Annotated in this window: 14 protein-coding genes and 1 tRNA gene; 10 read left to right on the forward strand and 5 right to left on the reverse strand. The window is 67.8% G+C overall.

Going from position 1 to position 19174, the window contains the following annotated elements; all coding sequences use genetic code 11:
* Nucleotides 1–168 precede the first annotated feature (168 nt).
* On the forward strand, nucleotides 169–1035 hold the full coding sequence (locus ACWD2L_RS13200) for a DUF4184 family protein (RefSeq protein ID WP_351337120.1): 867 nt from the start codon (nucleotides 169–171) through the stop codon (nucleotides 1033–1035).
* Nucleotides 1036–1123: 88 nt separating this feature from the next.
* On the opposite strand, the gene polA is transcribed toward ACWD2L_RS13200, so the two are convergent.
* The gene (polA, locus tag ACWD2L_RS13205; RefSeq protein ID WP_351337213.1) at nucleotides 1124–3793 is read right to left on the reverse strand and encodes a DNA polymerase I; all 2670 of its coding nucleotides are present in this window, start codon (nucleotides 3791–3793) and stop codon (nucleotides 1124–1126) included.
* Nucleotides 3794–4043: 250 nt separating this feature from the next.
* Here polA and ACWD2L_RS13210 point away from each other — a divergent pair, with 250 nt between their 5' ends.
* The gene (locus ACWD2L_RS13210) at nucleotides 4044–6323 is read left to right on the forward strand and encodes an FdhF/YdeP family oxidoreductase (RefSeq protein WP_351337118.1); all 2280 of its coding nucleotides are present in this window, start codon (nucleotides 4044–4046) and stop codon (nucleotides 6321–6323) included.
* 71 nt (nucleotides 6324–6394) lie between these two features.
* Complete coding sequence (locus ACWD2L_RS13215) at nucleotides 6395–6865, forward strand: PaaI family thioesterase (protein ID WP_351337115.1); 471 nt, start codon at nucleotides 6395–6397, stop codon at nucleotides 6863–6865.
* A gap of 18 nt (nucleotides 6866–6883) precedes the next feature.
* On the opposite strand, the gene ACWD2L_RS13220 is transcribed toward ACWD2L_RS13215, so the two are convergent.
* The gene (locus ACWD2L_RS13220) at nucleotides 6884–8812 is read right to left on the reverse strand and encodes a Xaa-Pro dipeptidyl-peptidase (RefSeq protein WP_351337112.1); all 1929 of its coding nucleotides are present in this window, start codon (nucleotides 8810–8812) and stop codon (nucleotides 6884–6886) included.
* 516 nt (nucleotides 8813–9328) lie between these two features.
* On the opposite strand from ACWD2L_RS13220, the gene ACWD2L_RS13225 reads away from it, so the two are divergent.
* The 5 genes from ACWD2L_RS13225 to ACWD2L_RS13245 all read left to right on the forward strand — a co-directional run bounded on the left by ACWD2L_RS13225 (nucleotide 9329) and on the right by ACWD2L_RS13245 (nucleotide 14987).
* Nucleotides 9329–10567, forward strand: coding sequence for a branched-chain amino acid ABC transporter substrate-binding protein (locus ACWD2L_RS13225; protein WP_351337109.1), 1239 nt, complete (start codon nucleotides 9329–9331; stop codon nucleotides 10565–10567).
* 118 nt (nucleotides 10568–10685) lie between these two features.
* Nucleotides 10686–11615 carry a branched-chain amino acid ABC transporter permease gene (locus tag ACWD2L_RS13230; RefSeq protein ID WP_351337107.1) on the forward strand — a complete coding sequence of 310 codons (930 nt, stop codon included), beginning with the start codon at nucleotides 10686–10688 and terminating at the stop codon, nucleotides 11613–11615.
* A 5-nt stretch (nucleotides 11616–11620) separates the two neighbouring features.
* Nucleotides 11621–13414, forward strand: coding sequence for a branched-chain amino acid ABC transporter permease (locus tag ACWD2L_RS13235; RefSeq protein WP_351337104.1), 1794 nt, complete (start codon nucleotides 11621–11623; stop codon nucleotides 13412–13414).
* Nucleotides 13415–13419: 5 nt separating this feature from the next.
* Nucleotides 13420–14274 carry an ABC transporter ATP-binding protein gene (locus ACWD2L_RS13240; protein WP_351337101.1) on the forward strand — a complete coding sequence of 285 codons (855 nt, stop codon included), beginning with the start codon at nucleotides 13420–13422 and terminating at the stop codon, nucleotides 14272–14274.
* Nucleotides 14271–14987, forward strand: coding sequence for an ABC transporter ATP-binding protein (locus ACWD2L_RS13245; protein WP_351337098.1), 717 nt, complete (start codon nucleotides 14271–14273; stop codon nucleotides 14985–14987). The genes ACWD2L_RS13240 and ACWD2L_RS13245 overlap by 4 nt, the downstream gene beginning before the upstream one ends.
* A gap of 70 nt (nucleotides 14988–15057) precedes the next feature.
* Here the strand turns inward: ACWD2L_RS13245 and ACWD2L_RS13250 are convergent, their stop codons facing one another.
* Nucleotides 15058–15714: an ANTAR domain-containing response regulator gene (locus ACWD2L_RS13250; RefSeq protein WP_266720737.1), complete on the reverse strand. Its 657-nt coding sequence runs from the start codon at nucleotides 15712–15714 to the stop codon at nucleotides 15058–15060.
* Between the two features lie 104 nt (nucleotides 15715–15818).
* On the opposite strand from ACWD2L_RS13250, the gene ACWD2L_RS13255 reads away from it, so the two are divergent.
* Nucleotides 15819–15901 (forward strand) — tRNA-Leu (locus ACWD2L_RS13255).
* 82 nt (nucleotides 15902–15983) lie between these two features.
* Nucleotides 15984–16772 (forward strand): RNA polymerase sigma factor sigma-70 region 4 domain-containing protein, encoded by a 789-nt coding sequence (locus tag ACWD2L_RS13260; RefSeq protein ID WP_351337095.1) that lies wholly within the window; start codon nucleotides 15984–15986, stop codon nucleotides 16770–16772.
* A gap of 11 nt (nucleotides 16773–16783) precedes the next feature.
* Here the strand turns inward: ACWD2L_RS13260 and pyk are convergent, their stop codons facing one another.
* The gene (pyk, locus tag ACWD2L_RS13265) at nucleotides 16784–18220 is read right to left on the reverse strand and encodes a pyruvate kinase (protein WP_351337092.1); all 1437 of its coding nucleotides are present in this window, start codon (nucleotides 18218–18220) and stop codon (nucleotides 16784–16786) included.
* A gap of 144 nt (nucleotides 18221–18364) precedes the next feature.
* Nucleotides 18365–19054 carry an SIMPL domain-containing protein gene (locus ACWD2L_RS13270; RefSeq protein WP_351337089.1) on the reverse strand — a complete coding sequence of 230 codons (690 nt, stop codon included), beginning with the start codon at nucleotides 19052–19054 and terminating at the stop codon, nucleotides 18365–18367.
* Nucleotides 19055–19174: the final 120 nt, after the last annotated feature.

The raw sequence follows: 19174 nt of genomic DNA on the forward strand, positions 1-19174 counted from the left end.
CCCTTGTCGCCTGTACCGACCCGCCTCGCTCCCCCAGCGCGCGGATCCAGCCGACCCTACGACAACTTCCGCCGCACAGACACCCGTTCGCGCCCGGTATTGAACGATTGCGCCGCTACGGATGCCGTACGCTTCCACGCTCGCACGTACGGGACAACAGGGGGACACGTGCCGTTCACCATCAGCCATGCCGCGGCGGTGCTGCCGTTCGTCCGGCGGGACGGTTCGGGGCGTGGGCCGCTCGTCCCCGCGCTGCTCGCCGCCGGGTCGTTCGCGCCCGACCTCACGTATTACGCGGCGGGGGCGGTGCCGGGGGCCATGGAATTCGGCGCGTTCACGCACTCGTTCACGGGCGTGTTCACCGTGGACGTCGGGCTCGCGCTCACGCTGGTGGCTCTGTGGCGGCTGATCCGGGAGCCGGTGCTCGGGCTCGTACCGGGGCGGCTGCGGGGGCGGCTGGGCGCCGTGGTCCGGCCACGGCCCCGTACCGGATGGTGGCCGCTGTGGTGGTACGTCTCCGCGTCGCTCGGCGCCACGACCCACGTGGTGTGGGACGCCTTCACGCACCCGGACCGCTGGGGGGCACGCCTCTTCCCCGCCCTCGCCGACACGTTCGCCGGCTCCCCGCTCTACTGGTGGGTCCAGTACGCCGGTTCGGCCGTGGCACTCGCGGTGCTGGCCGCGTTCGCGTGGTGGTCGGTCCGGTCCGCCGAGCCGGCACCGGCACCCCCCGCAGGGAATCGGTGGCTCGCGTGGACCCTGATCGCGGGCTGCGCGTGCGCGGCCGGCGCGCTGCGGGTGACGCGCTGGCTGTCGTACGTGAACGGGGCGGAACTCCCCTGGAGACCATGGGAAATCATCCCAACCCTGTGCTTCGGCGCGGGGGCGGGCGTGGGCGTGGGCGTGGTGCTGTACGCACTGGTGACCCGCCTCAGGCCACGCCGCCAAACGCCCGCACAGCAGGCCCCATCGACGAGTGCGGCCACATCAAGCCCCGTCGACGAGTGCGGCCACATCAAGCCCCCGCCCTTGTGACGAGAGCCCGCGGGGTCCGGGGCGGAGCCCCGTGACGTAGGCCCGGCGCAGGCCGCGACAACGCGACCCACACCCGGCCGACCAGGCCCTAGTGGGCCGCGGACTCCCAATCCGCCCCCAGCCCCACCGACACATCCAGCGGCGCGCGGAGCGCAACCGCCCCGGCCATCTCCCGCCGCACCAACTCCTCCGCCGCGGCGGCCTCCCCCGGAGCGATCTCCAGCACAACTTCATCGTGCACCTGGAGCAACATCCGCGACTGGAGCCCCGCCTCCATAAGCGCCTTGTCGACATTCAGCATCGCGATCTTCACGATGTCGGCCGCCGTGCCCTGGATCGGCGCGTTGAGCGCCATCCGCTCGGCCATCTCGCGACGCTGCCGGTTGTCCGAGTTCAGGTCGGGCAGGTAGCGGCGCCGCCCCAGCATCGTCTCGGTGTACCCGGTGGCACGCGCCTCGTCGACGGCCCGCCGCAGGTAGTCCCGCACCCCGCCGAACCGCTCGAAGTACGTGTCCATGAGGCCGCGCGCCTCGCCCGGGTCAATGCCCAACTGACCCGACAGACCGAACGCGGACAACCCGTACGCGAGCCCGTACGACATCGCCTTGATCTTGCGGCGCATCTCCGCGTCGACCGCGTCCCGCTCCACTGAGAAGACCTGCGAGGCCACCGTGGTGTGCAGGTCCTCGCCGGAGTTGAACGCCTCCAGGAGGCCCTCGTCCTCCGACAGGTGCGCCATGACGCGCAGTTCGATCTGGCTGTAGTCGGCCGTCATCAGCGACTCGTAGCCGTCACCCACCACGAACCCGCGCCGAATGGCGCGACCCTCGTCCGTGCGGACCGGAATGTTCTGCAGGTTCGGGTCCGTCGACGACAGGCGGCCGGTCGCCGCCACCGTCTGGTTGAACGTGGTGTGGATGCGGCCGTCCGCCGCGATCGTCTTGATCAGGCCCTCGACGGTGACGCGGAGCTTGGCCTGCTCACGGTGGCGCAGCATGATCACGGGCAGTTCGTGGTCGGTCTGCGTGGCCAGCCAGGCGAGCGCGTCGGCGTCCGTCGTGTAACCGGTCTTGGTCTTCTTCGTCTTCGGAAGGTCGAGTTCCTCGAAGAAGACGGCCTGGAGCTGCTTCGGGGAGCCGAGGTTGAACTCGTGGCCCACCGCGTCGTGCGCCTCCTTCACCGCCTGCTGCACGGCGCCCGCGAACATCTGCTCCATCGACTCCAGGTGCGCGCGGTCGGCGGCGATGCCGTGCCGCTCCAGGCGGGCGAGGAGCGTGGACGTGGGCAGCTCGATGTCGGTGAGCAGATCGGCCGCGCCGACCTCCTTCAGGCGCGTACCGAACGCCTCGCCCAGGTCGAGGATCGCGCGGGCCTGCACCATGAGCGCGTCGGCCTCGGCCTGGTCGTCCTCGTCGGTACCGAACGCGAGTTGACCGTCGGCCGCGCCGGCCGGGGCCAGCTCGCGGCCCAGGTACTCCAGGGACAGCGCATCGAGCGCGAAGGAGCGGCGGCCCGGCTTGACCAGGTACGCGGCGAGCGCCGTGTCCATGGTGATGCCGTCGACACTCCAGCCGTGCTCGGCGAAGACCCGCATCACGCTCTTCGCGTTGTGCAGCACCTTCGGCTTCTTCGCGTCGGCGGCCCACGTGGCGAAGGCCTTCTCGTCGGCCTCGTCGAGCGTCGACGGATCGAACCAGGCGGCCTCTCCCCCGGCGGCGGCCAGCGCGACCTCGGTGACCGAGCCCGTACCGAGCGACCAGGTGTCGACGGTCGCCATACCGAGGACCGCCTTGCCGTGCTCGGCCAGCCACGGAGCGACCTCGCCCGTCGCGAGCACCGTGCCGTCCAGCTCGACGCCCGGCTCCGCCGGGGTCTCCTCGGCCTCCTCCGCCCCCGGGTCGACGGCGAACAGGCGCTCGCGCAGCGACGGGTTACGGATCTCCAGCGTGTCCAGGATCATCGCGATCGCCGTACGGTCGTACGCCTCGCGGCCCAGGTCTGTGACGGTCTTCGGCAGCTCGACGTCACGGACCATCTCGGTCAGGCGCCGGTTCAGCTTCACGGCCTCGATGTGGTCCCGGAAGTTCTGCCCCGCCTTGCCCTTGACCTCCTCGGCGCGCTCGACCAACTCCGCGAACGAACCGAACTGGTTGATCCACTTAGCGGCCGTCTTCTCACCGACTCCGGGGATGCCCGGCAGGTTGTCCGACGGGTCGCCGCGCAGCGCCGCGAAGTCCGGGTACTGGGCCGGGGTCAGCCCGTACTTCTCCTCGACCTTCTCCGGCGTGAAGCGGGTGAGCTCGGAGACGCCCTTGGTGGGGTACAGCACCGTCACGTTCTCCGAGACCAGCTGGAACGAGTCCCGGTCGCCGGTGACGATGAGGACCTCGAAGCCCGCGGTCTCGGCCTGCGTGGCGAGCGTGGCGATGACGTCGTCGGCCTCGAAGCCGTCCACCGCGAAGCGCGGCGTGTGCATCGCGTCGAGCAGCTCGCCGATCAGCTCGACCTGTCCCTTGAACTCGTCCGGCGTCTTCGAGCGGTTCGCCTTGTACTCGGTGAACTCCTCGGAGCGCCACGTCTTGCGGGACACGTCGAACGCCACCGCGAAGTGCGTCGGCTCCTCGTCGCGCAGCGTGTTCGCCAGCATCGACGCGAAACCGTAGATCGCGTTCGTCGGCTGACCCGTCGCCGTCGTGAAGTTCTCCGCGGGCAGCGCGAAGAACGCCCGGTACGCCAGCGAGTGCCCGTCCATGAGCATCAGGCGGGGGCGCCCGCCCGAGCTGCTGTCTGCTGCCTTCGCCACCGGTGCCACCGTCTTCTGCGTCGTCTTCGCTGCTGCTTTCTCTGCCACGCCCACGATCCTGCCACGCCCCACTGACAGCGCGGCCCACCCCGGACCGGCACGGGCGTTGTCACACCCCCGTGCGAAGATCGGAGACATAGCTCACAACAGTGCAACCAGCACGGCATCGCAGCACCGCAGGACCTGCTCAAAGGGGAGCCGAACCATGGCAAGCAAGCCGCCCGCATCCGACCCGGTACAGGACGCGCCGCAGGTAGCGGCGCGGCAGCACCATGCCGCCGGGCTCCCCGCCGTGAAGCACTCGCTCAAGATGGCCCGCGAGCAGATGGGCGTGAAGCGGACGGCGCTGACGCTGCTGCGCGTCAACCAGAAGGACGGCTTCGACTGCCCGGGCTGCGCCTGGCCCGAGCCGGAGCACCGGCACGCGGCGGAGTTCTGTGAGAACGGGGCGAAGGCGGTCGCCGAGGAGGCCACCCTGCGCCGGGTGACGCCCGAGTTCTTCGCCGCGCACCCGGTCGCGGACCTCGCGACGCGCTCCGGTTACTGGCTGGGCCAGCAGGGCCGGCTCACCCACCCCATGCTTCTGGATGAGAGCGGCACCCACTACGAGCCCGTCAGCTGGGAGCGTGCCTTCGATCTGATCGCGGACGAACTGACCGCGCTCGACTCCCCCGACGAGTCCGTCTTCTACACGTCGGGGCGCACCAGCAACGAGGCGGCGTTCCTCTACCAGCTGTTCGCCCGCGAGTTCGGCACGAACAATCTGCCCGACTGTTCGAACATGTGCCACGAGTCGTCCGGCTCCGCGCTCACGGAGACCATCGGTGTCGGCAAGGGCAGCGTCCTCCTGGAGGACCTCTACAAGTCGGACCTGATCATCGTCGCCGGGCAGAACCCGGGCACGAACCATCCGCGCATGCTCTCCGCCCTGGAGAAGGCGAAGGCGGGCGGCGCGAAGATCATCTCCATCAACCCGCTGCCGGAGGCGGGCCTGGAGAAGTTCAAGAACCCGCAGACGCCGAAGGGCCTCACCAAGGGCGCGGCGCTCAACGACCTGTTCCTGCAGATCCGGCTCGGCGGCGACCAGGCCCTCTTCCGCCTCCTCAACAAGCTGATCCTCGGCACAGAGGGCGCCATCGACGACGCCTTCATCGCCGAGCACACGCACGGCTACGAGGAGTTCACCGAGGCCGCCCGCGCCGCCGACTGGGACGAGACCCTCGCGGCGACCGGCCTGTCCCGCGCCGACATCGAGCGCACCCTGGAGATGGTCCTCGCCTCCAAGCGCACCGTCGTGTGCTGGGCCATGGGCCTCACCCAGCACAAGCACTCCGTGCCGACGATCCGCGAAGTGGTCAACTTCCTGCTGCTGCGCGGCAACATCGGACGGCCCGGCGCCGGCGTGTGCCCCGTGCGCGGCCACTCGAACGTGCAGGGCGACCGCACCATGGGCATCTTCGAGCGCCCCGCCCCCGCGTTCCTCGACGCCCTGGAGAAGGAGTTCGGCTTCGCCCCGCCGCGCGAGCACGGCTTCGACGTCGTGCGCGCCATCCGCGCCCTGCGCGACGGGCAGGCCAAGGTCTTCTTCGCCATGGGCGGCAACTTCGTGGCGGCGTCCCCCGACACCGAGGTCACCGAGTCGGCGATGCGCCGCGCCCGCCTCACCGTGCACGTCTCCACGAAGCTGAACCGCTCGCACACCGTCACCGGCGCCCGCGCCCTGATCCTGCCCACCCTCGGCCGCACCGAGCGCGACCTCCAGGGCAGTGGCGAGCAGTTCGTGACCGTCGAGGACTCCATGGGCATGGTGCACGCCTCCCGCGGCCGCCTCGACCCGGCGAGCCGGCACCTGCTGTCCGAGCCGGCCATCGTCGCCCGCCTCGCCCGCCGCGTTCTGGGCGCCGAATCGACCACGTCCTGGGAGGAGTTCGAGAAGGACTACGCGACGATCCGCGACCGCATCGGACACGTCGTCCCCGGCTTCGAGGACTTCAACGCGCGCGTGGCGGATCCGAGCGGCTTCGCGCTCCCTCACGCGCCGCGCGACGAGCGCCGCTTCCCCACCACCACCGGCAAGGCCAACTTCACGGCCGCGCCCGTCGAGTACCCGCGCGTGCCCGAGGGCCGCCTCCTCCTGCAGACGCTGCGCTCGCACGACCAGTACAACACCACGATCTACGGCCTGGACGACCGCTACCGCGGCATCAGCAACGGCCGCCGCGTCGTCCTCGTCAACGCGGACGACGCGCGCGACCTCGACCTCGCCGAGGGCTCCTACGTAGACCTCGTCAGCGAGTGGACGGACGGCGTGGAGCGGCGCGCGCCCGGCTTCCGTGTCGTGCACTATCCGACGGCCCGCGGCTGCGCGGCCGCCTACTACCCGGAGACGAACGTGCTGGTGCCGCTGGACGCCACCGCGGACACCAGCAACACACCCGCCAGCAAGTCCGTCGTGGTCCGCCTGGAACAATCCAGGACCGACTGAGCGTTTGCTCAGCCACGTGGCCGCCTCGAGCCACGTACCCCCGCAAGACACGACGAACGGAGCCGGGCGCCATGGGCGAGCAGAACCACACGCAGTTCCCGCAAGAGGTCATCGACGAGTACACGGCGCTCGGCATCGACCTCATCGCCCTGTTCTCCGCCGGCCACCTCGGCACCCGCATGGGCATCGAGGTCAAGGAGGCCTCGGCCGAGCGCGTCGTCGGCACCATGCCCGTCGAGGGCAACACCCAGCCCTACGGGCTGCTGCACGGCGGCGCCTCCGCCGTCCTCGCCGAAACCCTCGGCTCCGTCGGCGCGATGCTGCACGGCGGCAGCGGCAAGATCGCCGTCGGCGTCGACCTGAACTGCACGCACCACCGCGGCGCCCGCTCCGGCCTCGTCACCGGCGTCGCCACACCGCTGCACCGCGGCCGCTCCACGGCGACGTACGAGGTCGTCATCACCGACGAGCAGGACAGGCGGGTCTGCTCGGCCCGCCTGACCTGCATGCTCAAGGACGCCCCGGACGCGCCCACCGCATAGTGGAGGACGGCTCGGCGCCTACTTCTTGGATGTGGACGCCACCGGCAGCGTCACCGAACTGTCCCCGGCGCGCACGGTCATCCGCGTGCCCGCCGGATAGCGCAGCGTGTAGTCGTAGTCGGTGGAGATCAGGACGACGCCGAGCCGGTACCCGGCCTTGAAGACGTAGTCCTCGGGCTGCATGTCCCACTTCAGCCGGTATTCGCGGCCCTCCACGACCTTGGACTGGCGCTCGTACGACGTCCGGTTTCGGGCGTCCAGCCAGCCCCGCGTCACGATCTTGTAGTCGGCGGTCTCCGTGCGGTGCTTCGTGCGGTACGCGCAGCCCGTCTCCCCGGCGAGACCCGGCACGCCCTCGCCGTAACAGACCTGCTGCGACGTGTCGGTGACCGTGCCCGACGTGGCCCGGGTGTCCCGCCCGTAGTCGACGAGCAGCGCCGTCACGTACGGCGACGTACCGGCCAGCGAGGCCCGCACATCGACCTCGGGCACACCGTTGAGCCGGACGTCCCTGTCCAGCGCCCCCGTCGTGTACGCGAGCCGGTTCGGGTTCGCGTCGTCCGGCGACGTGACGAGCTTCTCCGCGGCGACCGTGCGGCCCGCGTCGGTCAGCGACTGCACGCGCCTGGGGCCCGCCTTGCTCCCCAGCGTGCCGTCGGCCCGCATCCGCAGTGTCGTCGAGCGCGTACCGGCGGCCGGCCAGTCGCTCTGCTGCTTCCAACTGAAGTCGGCCTGCTCGACGTCGACCCGGGGCTCGGCGGTGACGCCGTTGCCGATCCCGTACAGATAGTGGTCGAACCAGTGGTGGACCTGACTCAGCCACTCCTCCATGCGCAGCGGCATCGGATTGGTGTGCCCGGCCTGGTGCAGCCACAGCTTGCGCGGCACATGGTTCTTCTTCAGCGCCTCCCACAACCGGCCGGCGTTCTTCGTCTTCACGTTCCAGTCATTGAGGCCGTGCACGACAAACGTCGCCGCCTTGATCCGGCCGGCGTCCTTCAGGTAGTCGCGCTCCTGCCAGTACGGCGACCAGTCACCGCTCACCCGGTCCTGATCACGCTCCAGCGCGTCGAGCACCGGCTTGCAGATCTCCCGGTCCGCCCGCGAATACACGTACTTGGCGAGCACGTCGGTGTCCTCGCCCTGGAACGTGCCGGGCGCCACCACACCGCCGTTCGCGCGGTAGTAGTCGTACCAGGAGGAGATCCCGGAGATCGGCACGATCGCCTTGAGGCCCTCGACTCCCGTACTGGCGACGGCGGTTGGCAGCGTGCCGTTGTACGAGATGCCCATCATGGCGGAGTCGCCGGTCGACCAGTCGGCGCGGACCGGGTTGCCGTCGGTGTCCCAGCCCTTCGCGCGGCCGTTCAGCCAGTCGATCGCGGCCTTCGCGCCCAGCGTCTCATTGCGGCCACCCGAGGTCGGACAGCCGGTGGAGCCGCCGGTACCGAGGCTGTCGACCTCGGCCACGGCATAACCGCGCGGCAGGAAGTAATTGTCGTAGTACCCGCCATACGCCACACCCGGACCCGCCAACCCGGCTTTACCGGGCTCCTGTTGGAACTTCCCACCCGACTCCGGAAGCCCGTCCCCGTCCAGGTCCACGACATGATTCGGGACATCGTTGCCACCCGCCCAGTACGGGCTCGCCTCGACGATCGTGGCAACCTTCAGACCCGCCGACTCCGTCTCCTTGGGCCGCAGAATCCGCATACGCACGGTGTCCCGCTCCCCATCACCGTCACTGTCGACCCCCGTGCGGACATCGACCTTCTGCGACACGGCGTCCGCGCGCGAGAAAACGGGCTGCGTCTCACGATCCTCGATCTTCAACTGCGCCTGCTCGGCCGCAGGTTGCACGGCATACGCGGACGGGGCGGCCACCGCCGCCACCAACGCACACACCAGGGACAGGCCCAAACGTCTCTTACCGGCGGATCTCACCATCGTGCCTCCAAGGGCGCGTTCAGGGAGCTCACTCACGGGACGGGAGGTGACATCAGGCATTCCACCGCGCCACGCCCCGCCCGACCAGAGGGCCTCACCAACTCCCCGTCCCCACACCGGCATTGACAAGGCTTCCTCAACTCACCACCCCGCACCGAACTCACACGCCGGTAACACTCGGTTACCTCTGCCGCAACGAAGCAATGAGAACGTCGCACCGCGTAGCCCTGTCGACACTCACGGGGCGTACCCGACCGTATCGATCTTGAGAACACCCCGTTCCACTACGGGACTTGAGGTGATCATGGTCCGCCCCGCCCGAGCGGCACGCCCGGCATAACAAGAACGTCACAGCCTCTCCCGCACCCACGCTCCACCCCGCCACCTGCGCTTATAGTCACGGCCAGTCACCGCGCCGCCGGGCGCTCCACTTGCACGGCCCCTGTACCACTCCGTACGGCCCGGCGAGACACACGGCCCCTGGACCAGGGGGCCGCGCCAGGGAGAGGAATGATCGTGCGACACCGTTCTTTGCTCATACTCACCGCCGTGCTCACCACCGGAGCACTCACACTCACCGCCTGCGGATCGCGCGACGACGACAAAAAGTCCAGCGGCGGCGGCAGCAAGACCACCGTGGTCATCGGGATGGACGCCCCCCTCAGCGGCGACCTCTCGGCCATCGGACTCGGCATCAAGAACTCCGTCCACCTGGCCGCGAAGATCGCCAACAAGAACAAGGAAGTACCCGGCGTCACCTTCAAGACCGAACCGCTCGACGACGTCTCCAACGCCTCCACCGGCGGACAGAACGCCACCAAACTCGTCGGCATGAAGGACGTCCTCGGCGTCGTAGGACCCCTCAACTCCAACGTCGCCCAGTCGATGCAGAAGACCTTCGACTCCGCCCACCTCGCCGTCATCTCACCGGCGAACACCAACCCGACGCTGACCCAGGGCACCAACTACCTGAAGACCAAACAGCGTCCCTTCGACAGCTACTTCCGCACCGCCACCACCGACGCACTCCAGGGCCCCTTCGCCGCCCAGTACGCCTACAACCAGCTCAAGCTGAAAAAGGTGTACGTCATCGACAACAAGCTCACCTACGGCGCAGGACTCGCCCAGACCTTCCGCGACGAATTCAAGAAGCTCGGCGGAAAGGTCGTCGCCAGCGACCACATCAACAAGGACGACCGCGACTTCGGCGCCATCTCCACCAAGGTCAAGAACTCCGGCGCCGACTTCGTCTACTTCGGCGGCGAATACCCCAACGGCGCCCCGCTCTCCAAGCAGATCAAGGACGCCGGCGCCAAGATCCCCGTCATCGGCGGCGACGCCCTGCAGAGCGCCGACTACGTCAAGCTCGCCGGCTCCGCGGCCAACGGCGACTTCGCCACCTCCGTCGGCGCCCCCGTCGCCAAGCTCGACACCGCCAAGAAGTTCATCGCCGACTACAAGGCCGCCGGCTACAAGGAGCCCTACGAGACCTACGGCGGCCTCTCCTACGACGCCGCCTGGGCCGTCATCCAAGCCGTCAAGTCCGTCGTCGCCAAGAACGACGGCAAGCTGCCCAGCGACTTCAACGAAGCCCGCAAGCAGATCACCGAAGCCACCCAGAAGGTCAGCTTCAACGGCGTGACCGGCCAGGTCTCCTTCGACAAGTACGGCGACACCACCAACAAGACGCTCACCGTCTACCAGGTCAAGAAGGGCCAGATCGTCCCCGTCAAGACCGGCGAGCTGGAGCAGTAGCACCCACGGGGGAGCCCGGCCCGACCCCGGCCACTCCCCCACCCGGCCCACAACGCGGGGGGCACCCACCAACAGCCCCCCGCGTCCCCGCACTTGACCCCACCTCGGAGGCCCAGCGGTGCACGATCTGCCGCAGCAGCTGGTCAACGGCCTGATCCTCGGAGCCCTGTACGGCCTCATAGCCGTCGGCTACACCATGGTCTACGGCATCATCCAGCTCATCAACTTCGCCCACGGCGAGATCTACATGATCGGCGGCTTCGGCGCCCTCACCATGTATCTCTGGCTCCCCACCGGAACCAACCTCGCCATCGCCCTGCCCCTCATGCTCCTGATGGGCATCACCTGCTCCGTCCTCATCGCCGTCGGCGCGGAACGTTTCGCCTACCGCCCCCTCAGAAACGCCCCACGCCTCGCACCCCTCATCACCGCCATCGGCCTCTCCATCACCCTCCAGCAAGCCATCTGGGCCTTCTACCCCAACGCCAAATCCGACCGCACCTTCCCCCAGTTCAAGGGCGGCCCCTTCGACCTCGGCGCCTTCAACCTCCAACGCGGCGACATCTTCCTCATCATCGCCGCCCCCATCTGCATGGCCGCCCTCGCCTTCTTCGTCGCCAAAACCCGCACCGGCCGCGCCATGCAAGCCACCTCCCAAGACCCCGACACCGCCAAGCTCATGGGCATCAACACCGACCGCATCGTCGTCACCGCCTTCGCCATCGGCGGCGCCTTCGCAGCAGTCGCCGCCATGGCCTACGGCCTCAAATACGGCCAAGTCGGCTTCAAAATGGGCTTCATCGCCGGCCTCAAAGCCTTCACCGCCGCCGTACTCGGCGGCATCGGCAACATCTACGGCGCCATGATCGGCGGCCTCGCCCTCGGCCTCGCCGAAGCCCTCGCCACCGCCTACATCCAGGACATCCCCGGCATGGAACTCCTCGGCGGCGGAGCCTGGAAGGACGTCTGGGCCTTCGTCCTCCTCATCCTCGTCCTCCTGCTGCGCCCCCAGGGCCTGCTCGGAGAACGCGTTTCGGACAGGGCGTGATCACCATGACAGACACCACCACCACCAAGACGCCCCAGGCACTCATCCCACTGCCCGAGAAGGCCGCCCGCTACGGCACCGCCACAGCCGCCCTCCTCACAGCAGCCAGCACCTTCCTCGCCTGGACCTGGACCGAAGAATTCCCCGGCGACCTCACCGTCACCGGCTACCCCGGCGGCCTCCAAGTCCTCACCCTCATCGGCGCCGCACTCACCCTGCTACTCGCCCTCTCCGGACTCGGCACCCGCGGCCTGCGCTGGCTCACCCCCGGCGGCAACACCGCCCCCACACTCCTCTTCGCCCTCGGCACCCTCGGCACCACCGGCTACACCATGGGCGCCATCTCCGCGAAACTCGGCGGCACCGCCAACCTCGAACCAGGCGCCTGGATCGCCGGCATCGCCGCCCTCGCCACCACCGTCCTCGCCCTCGGCCTCCCCGCCGACACCAAGGACGACGAAGCCACCCGCGCCTGGGCCCGCTTCCGCCACAGCCTCAAAGCACCCGCCCCACGCCCCACCACCACAGTGCTGCCCGCCTGGGCCGAAATCCTCATCATCGCCGTCTCCTTCGGCATCGCCCTCTACGTCTTCACGTACGGCATCGACACCGAATACGGCGAACTCTTCGTCGGCTACCTCGTCCTCATCCTCTTCGGCGGCACCGCCCTCACCAAGAGCGGCCTCATCTCCCGCATCACCACCCTCACCAACAAACACCGCAGCATCTCCCTCACCGCCGCCTTCGTCGCCGCAGCCGCCTTCCCCTTCACCCAGTCCAACGACACCTACACCAACGTCGCCGCCAACATCCTCGTCTTCGCCACCGTCGCCCTCGGCCTCAACGTCGTCGTCGGCCTCGCAGGACTCCTCGACCTCGGCTACGTAGCCTTCCTCGGCGTCGGCGCCTACGCAGCCGCCCTCGTCTCCGGCTCCGCCGACTCCACCATCGGCGTCCACTTCCCCTTCTGGGCAGCCGTCCTCACCGGCGCAGGCGCCTCCCTCGTCTTCGGCATCCTCATCGGCGCCCCCACCCTGCGACTACGCGGCGACTACCTCGCCATCGTCACCCTCGGCTTCGGCGAGATCTTCCGCATCACCATGAACAACCTCGACGGCCAATCCGGCCCCGACGTCACCAACGGACCCAACGGCATCGCCAACATCCCCGACCTCAAAATCTTCGGATTCGACTTCGGCGAAACCCACACCGTCCTCGGCGTCGACCTCGGCCGATTCGCCAACTACTACCTACTGATGCTCTTCTTCACGATCATCGTCGTGACCGTCTTCCGCCGCGCAGGCTCCAGCCGCATCGGCCGCGCCTGGGTCGCCATCCGCGAAGACGAAACAGCCGCCCGCGCCATGGGCATCAACGCCTTCCGCCTCAAACTCCTCGCCTTCGCCCTCGGCGCCTCCCTCGCCGGCATGGCCGGAGCCGTCCAAGGCCACATCCAGTACTCCGTCACCCCCGACCAATACGTCTTCGTCGAAAACGCACCACCCAACTCCGCATTCCTCCTCGCCGCCGTCATCCTCGGCGGCATGGGAACCGTCAGCGGCCCCCTCATCGGCGCAGCACTGCTCTACCTCATCCCCGCCAAACTCCAGTTCATCGGCGACTACCAACTCCTCCTCTTCGGCCTCGCCCTCGTCCTCCTCATGCGCTTCCGCCCCGAAGGCCTCATCGCCGACCGGCGCAAAAAACTCGAATTCCACGACACCGGCCAACTCGACGTCCCCGACCAAACGAGCCTGCCCGGCACCGCCACCACGGCAACGACCAAGGCAGGAGCGTGACCCCGATGACCACGGCGACAACAAACACAGTGCTCCAGGCAAACGGCGTCACCATGCGCTTCGGCGGCCTCACCGCCGTACGAAACGTCGACCTCCACGTCGACCAAGGCGAAATCGTCGGCCTCATCGGCCCCAACGGCGCCGGCAAAACAACCTTCTTCAACTGCCTCACCGGCCTCTACACCCCCACCGAAGGCAGCGTCTCCTACCGGGGCACCGTCCTCCCACCCCAATCCCACCTCGTCACCCAAGCAGGCGTCGCCCGCACCTTCCAGAACATCCGCCTCTTCGCCAACATGACAGTGCTGGAAAACGTGTTGGTGGGCCGCCACACCAGGACCAAGGAAGGCCTGTGGTCGGCCCTCCTGCGCGGCCCCGGCTTCCGCAAGGCCGAACGCGGCAGCGAAGAACGCGCCATGGAACTCCTCGAATTCATCGGCCTCGCCCACAAACGCGACCACCTCGCGCGGAATCTCCCGTACGGAGAACAACGCAAGCTGGAAATCGCGAGGGCGCTGGCAAGTGAACCGGGCCTGCTCCTGCTCGACGAGCCGACAGCGGGAATGAACCCCCAAGAAACCCGCGCCACCGAAGAGTTGGTCGTCGCCATCCGCGACAAGGGCGTCGCCGTCCTCGTCATCGAGCACGACATGCGCTTCATCTTCAACCTCTGCGACCGCGTCGCCGTCCTGGTCCAAGGAGAAAAGCTGGTGGAGGGCACCAGCGACGTCGTCCAAGGCGACGAACGCGTCATCGCCGCCTACCTCGGCACCCCCTTCGAAGGCGCACCCGAAGACACCGCCATCGAAGAAGTCCAGGCCGCGGAGGCCCAGGCCGGCGGGGAAGGAAACGACCAGTGACCGCACTGCTCGAGGTCGAAGACCTCAAGGTCGCCTACGGCAAGATCGAAGCCGTCAAAGGCATCTCCTTCAGCGTGGAGGAAGGCCAGGTCGTCACCCTCATCGGCACCAACGGCGCCGGCAAGACGACCACACTGCGCACGCTGTCGGGGCTGCTGAAACCGTCCGCCGGCAAGATCACCTTCGCGGGACAACCACTCGCCACCGTCCCCGCTCACAAGATCGTCGCCATGGGGCTGGCCCACTCCCCCGAAGGCCGCCGCATCTTCCCGCGCCTCACCATCGCGGAAAACCTCCAACTCGGCGCATTCCTCCGCCGCGACCAGGCAGCCGTCGAAAAGGACATGCAGCGGGCGTACGAGCTGTTCCCGATCCTGGGGGAGCGCAGAAAGCAGGCGGCGGGAACGCTGTCCGGCGGCGAGCAGCAAATGCTGGCCATGGGGCGGGCGTTGATGTCCCAGCCGAAGCTCTTGATGCTGGACGAGCCCTCCATGGGCCTCTCCCCGATCATGATGCAGAAGATCATGTCGACCATCAACGAACTCAAGGCCCAAGGCACGACGATCCTGCTGGTCGAACAGAACGCGCAGGCGGCACTCTCGCTGGCGGACCAGGGACATGTGATGGAGGTCGGCTCGATCGTCCTGTCCGGCAGCGGCGAGGACCTCCTCCACGACGAATCCGTACGCAAGGCGTACCTCGGCGAGGACTGATGGCCTTACGTGAATGTGGCCCGTGCCCCTCGAAAGGGACACGGGCCACATTGCTTGGCTGAGCCTGGCTTCAGCCCTTCGACGCCTTCTTCTCCTCGGCGTCCTGAATGACCGCCTCAGCCACCTGCTGCATCGACAGCCGGCGATCCATCGACGTCTTCTGAATCCACCGGAACGCCGCCGGCTCCGTCAGGCCGTACTCCGTCTGCAGAACCGACTTCGCCCGGTCCACCAGCTTCCGCGTCTCAAGCCGCTGCGTAAGGTCCGCGACCTCGTTCTCCAGCGTCTTCAGCTCCGTGAAGCGGGACACGGCCATCTCGATCGCCGGCACGACGTCGCTCTTACTGAACGGCTTCACCAGGTACGCCATCGCACCGGCGTCACGCGCACGCTCCACCAGGTCGCGCTGCGAGAACGCGGTCAGCATCAGAACCGGGGCGATCGACTCACCGGCGATCTTCTCCGCCGCGCTGATGCCATCCATCTTCGGCATCTTCACGTCGAGGATCACGAGGTCGGGCTTGTGCTCACGGGCCAGCTCAACGGCCTGCTCACCGTCGCCGGCCTCGCCCACGACGGAGTAGCCCTCTTCCTCGAGCATCTCTTTGAGGTCGAGGCGGATGAGGGCCTCGTCCTCGGCGATGACGACGCGGGTCGTCAGCGGCGGGACGTGCGACTTGTCGTCGTCGACGGCGTCTACGGGCTCGGGCGTCTCGGGGGCGGTCACGGGGGCGCTCCTTGTTCGGGCAGGCTGGGGGCTGCAGCTAGAGCCTACCTAGCTGCGGCGCCCCACGGAGACCGGGTATGCTTTCCCGCAGCTCACCCCACCTTGCCCGGTTGGCGGAATGGCATACGCTGATGTCTCAAACACATCTGTTCGAAAGAACATGTGGGTTCGAATCCCACACCGGGCACTTCCTCGAAGCGGATGTTCACGTTCTCGTGAACATCCGCTTTTTTGCGTCGCATCGCCGCATAGCAATGCACGATCAACGCATGAACATGCATCCGCTGGAAACCCGGCAGCGCGCCATCACACTCCTCCACGGCGGAGCCAAGAACGCGGACGTCGCACGCAGCCTCGACGTCCCCCTGGGCACAGTCTCGTACTGGCTCCACATGGACCGAGCGAAACGGGGCGAGTGCCCCGGCTCGCACGATCCGACCTGCCCCCGCTGCGATGGCCGCCCGCTGGATAAGGCCGCGTACTCGTACCTGCTCGGCCAGTACCTGGGCGATGGCCACATCAGTCATTACTCGGGGCACCGCGTCCCGAACCTGATGGTGACGTGCGCCGACGCTTGGCCCGGCATCGCCAACGAGACGGAAGCCGCGATGCGGTCAGTGTTTCCGGACAACAGCGTGTGCCGGGTCCGACGAACCGGATGCCATAACGTGAAGGTCTACTCGAAGCACCTCCCCTGCCTCTTCCCCCAGCACGGTCCCGGCAAGAAGCACGATCGCAAGATCATGCTCGCCGCCTGGCAACAGGAGATCGTCGACGCCCACCCGTGGGAGTTCGTCCGGGGGCTCATCCACTCCGACGGATGCCGCATCACGAATTGGACGACCCGGCTCGTCGGCGGTGAGCGGAAGCGCTACGAGTACCCGCGGTACTTCTTCGCCAACAAGTCCGACTGCATCCGGCAGCTGTACACGGACACCCTGGACAAGCTCAACGTCACATGGACCCACTGCACACGCCACGGCAACCCATTCAACATCTCAGTCGCCCGCAAAACAGACGTCGCCTTGCTCGACACCCACATCGGCCCCAAGTACTGACCCGCCCACCCCTACTTGGGGCTGTCGTCCTCGCCGATGTGGTGGATGCGGACCAGGTTCGTGGAGCCGGCGACGCCTGGAGGGGAGCCGGCCGTGATGACGACCACGTCGCCCTTCTTGCAGCGGCCGATCTTCAACAACTGTTCGTCGACCTGCGCGACCATCGCGTCGGTCGAGTCGACGTGCGGCCCCAGGAACGTCTCCACGCCCCACGTGAGGTTGAGCTGGGAGCGCGTCGCCGAGTCCGGGGTGAAGGCGAGGAGGGGGATCGGGGAGCGGTACCTGGACAGGCGGCGGACGGTGTCGCCGGACTGTGTGAAGGCCACCAGGAATTTCGCTCCGAGGAAGTCGCCCATTTCCGCCGCCGCGCGGGCAACCGCGCCGCCTTGCGTGCGGGGCTTGTTGCGTTCGGTCAGGGGCGGGAGGCCCTTGGCTAGGATGTCCTCTTCTGCCGCTTCGACGATGCGGCCCATGACCTTGACCGTTTCGATGGCGTATTTGCCGACGCTGGTTTCGCCGGAGAGCATGACGGCGTCGGTGCCGTCGATGACGGCGTTCGCGACGTCGCTGGCCTCAGCCCTCGTGGGGCGGGAGTTGTCGATCATCGAGTCGAGCATTTGGGTCGCGACGATGACCGGTTTCGCGTTGCGCTTCGCCAGTTTGATGGCGCGCTTTTGGACGATCGGGACTTGTTCGAGTGGCATTTCGACGCCGAGGTCGCCGCGGGCGACCATGATGCCGTCGAATGCGGCGACGATGTCGTCGATGTTGTCGACGGCTTGGGGCTTTTCCACCTTGGCGATGACGGGGAGGTGGCGGCCCTCTTCGTTCATGATGCGGTGGACGTCTTCGATGTCGCGGCCGCTGCGGACGAAGGAGAGTGCGATGACGTCGGCGCCGGTGCGCAGGGCCCAGCGGAGGTCGGCTTCGTCCTTGTCGGAGAGGGCGGGGACGGAGACGGCGACGCCTGGGAGGTTGAGGCCCTTGTGGTCGGAGACCATGCCGCCTTCGATGACGCGGGTGCGGACGCGGGGTCCGTCGACTCCGGTGACTTCGAGGGTGACTTTGCCGTCGTCGACGAGGATGCGTTCGCCGGTGGTGACGTCTTGGGCGAGGCCGTCGTAGGTGGTGCCGCAGGTGTGGCGGTCGCCTTGGATGCCGCTTTCGACGGTGATGGTGAACTCGTCGCCGCGTTCGAGTAGTACGGGTCCTTCGCTGAATCGGCCGAGTCGGATCTTCGGGCCTTGAAGGTCGGCGAGGATTCCGACGCTGCGGCCGGTTTCGTCGGAGGCCTTTCGCACGCGCTGGTAGCGCTCCTCGTGTTCGGCGTAGGTGCCGTGGCTGAGGTTGAAGCGGGCTACGTCCATTCCGGCTTCGACGAGTGCTTTGATCTGCTCGTACGAGTCGGTGGCGGGGCCCAGGGTGCAGACGATCTTTGCTCGGCGCATGTTTCGAGCCTAGACCTTACCGGCGGGTAGGGAATTGGTCGGTCATGACTACTCAACAACCTTTGCGTGAAGGGCTATTGACAAGGGTTGAATGTGGGCGGCCAGGTGCTCGGATGAGCGAATGTGGCGCGGGTTCGGTCTCGTTCAGAGTGTCGGTGGGTGCATCGTAAAGCGGGCGTTGACTTCGGCTCGTACGCGTTGTCGTTGGGGTTCGAGGTCGAGTGCGGGGGCGGGTTCTGCGGCTTCTCCTCCGTAGGCGGCGGAGCGCATCATGGCGCGGGGTGCGCCGGGTTGGAAGGTTTCGCCGGCGCCGATGTCGGCGATTTCGATGAGTGCGGCGAGGGTGGTGCCGAGGGCTTCGGCGTATTCGCGGGCGCGTTGGACGGCTTCGCGGACGGCTTGTTGGCGTGCTTGGGCGTGTACGGGCGAGGTGGGGCGCAGGGACCAGTAGGGGCCGTCGACGCTGGTGAGGTCGAGGTCTGCGAGGCGGGTGGTGAGTTCGCCGAGTGCGGTGAAGTCGGTGAGGTCGGCGGTGATGTGGACGCGGCCGTGGTAGGTGCGGATGCGTTCGCCGCGGCCGCGTTTGGTGAGTTCGGGGGTGATGGAGAGGGTGCCGGTGGCGGTTTTGTCGAGGGCGTCTCCGTAGCTTTTGATGAGGTCGAGTACGTGGGTGTTGCGGCGGGTGAGGTCTTCGAGGGCGGTGCGGCGGTCGGTGCCGCGGGCGGTGACGGTGATGCCGATGCGGGCGATTTCGGGTTCGGCTTCGATGTGGGCTTCGCCGCGGACCGCGATGCGTGGGGCTTCGGGGGTGGCGTTCTGGTGGTCGTTGGTCATGGGTCCACCTTGGCATTGGCCGGGGTCGGCGGTTGGTCATCGAAACGAAACCTGTTGGGACTGTTGCGCGTTGGGGGTTCTGCGCCAGAATCTACGCGCGTTGCAACTGTTCGTTCGGGT

Source organism: Streptomyces sp. NPDC002754 (genome assembly GCF_053592315.1).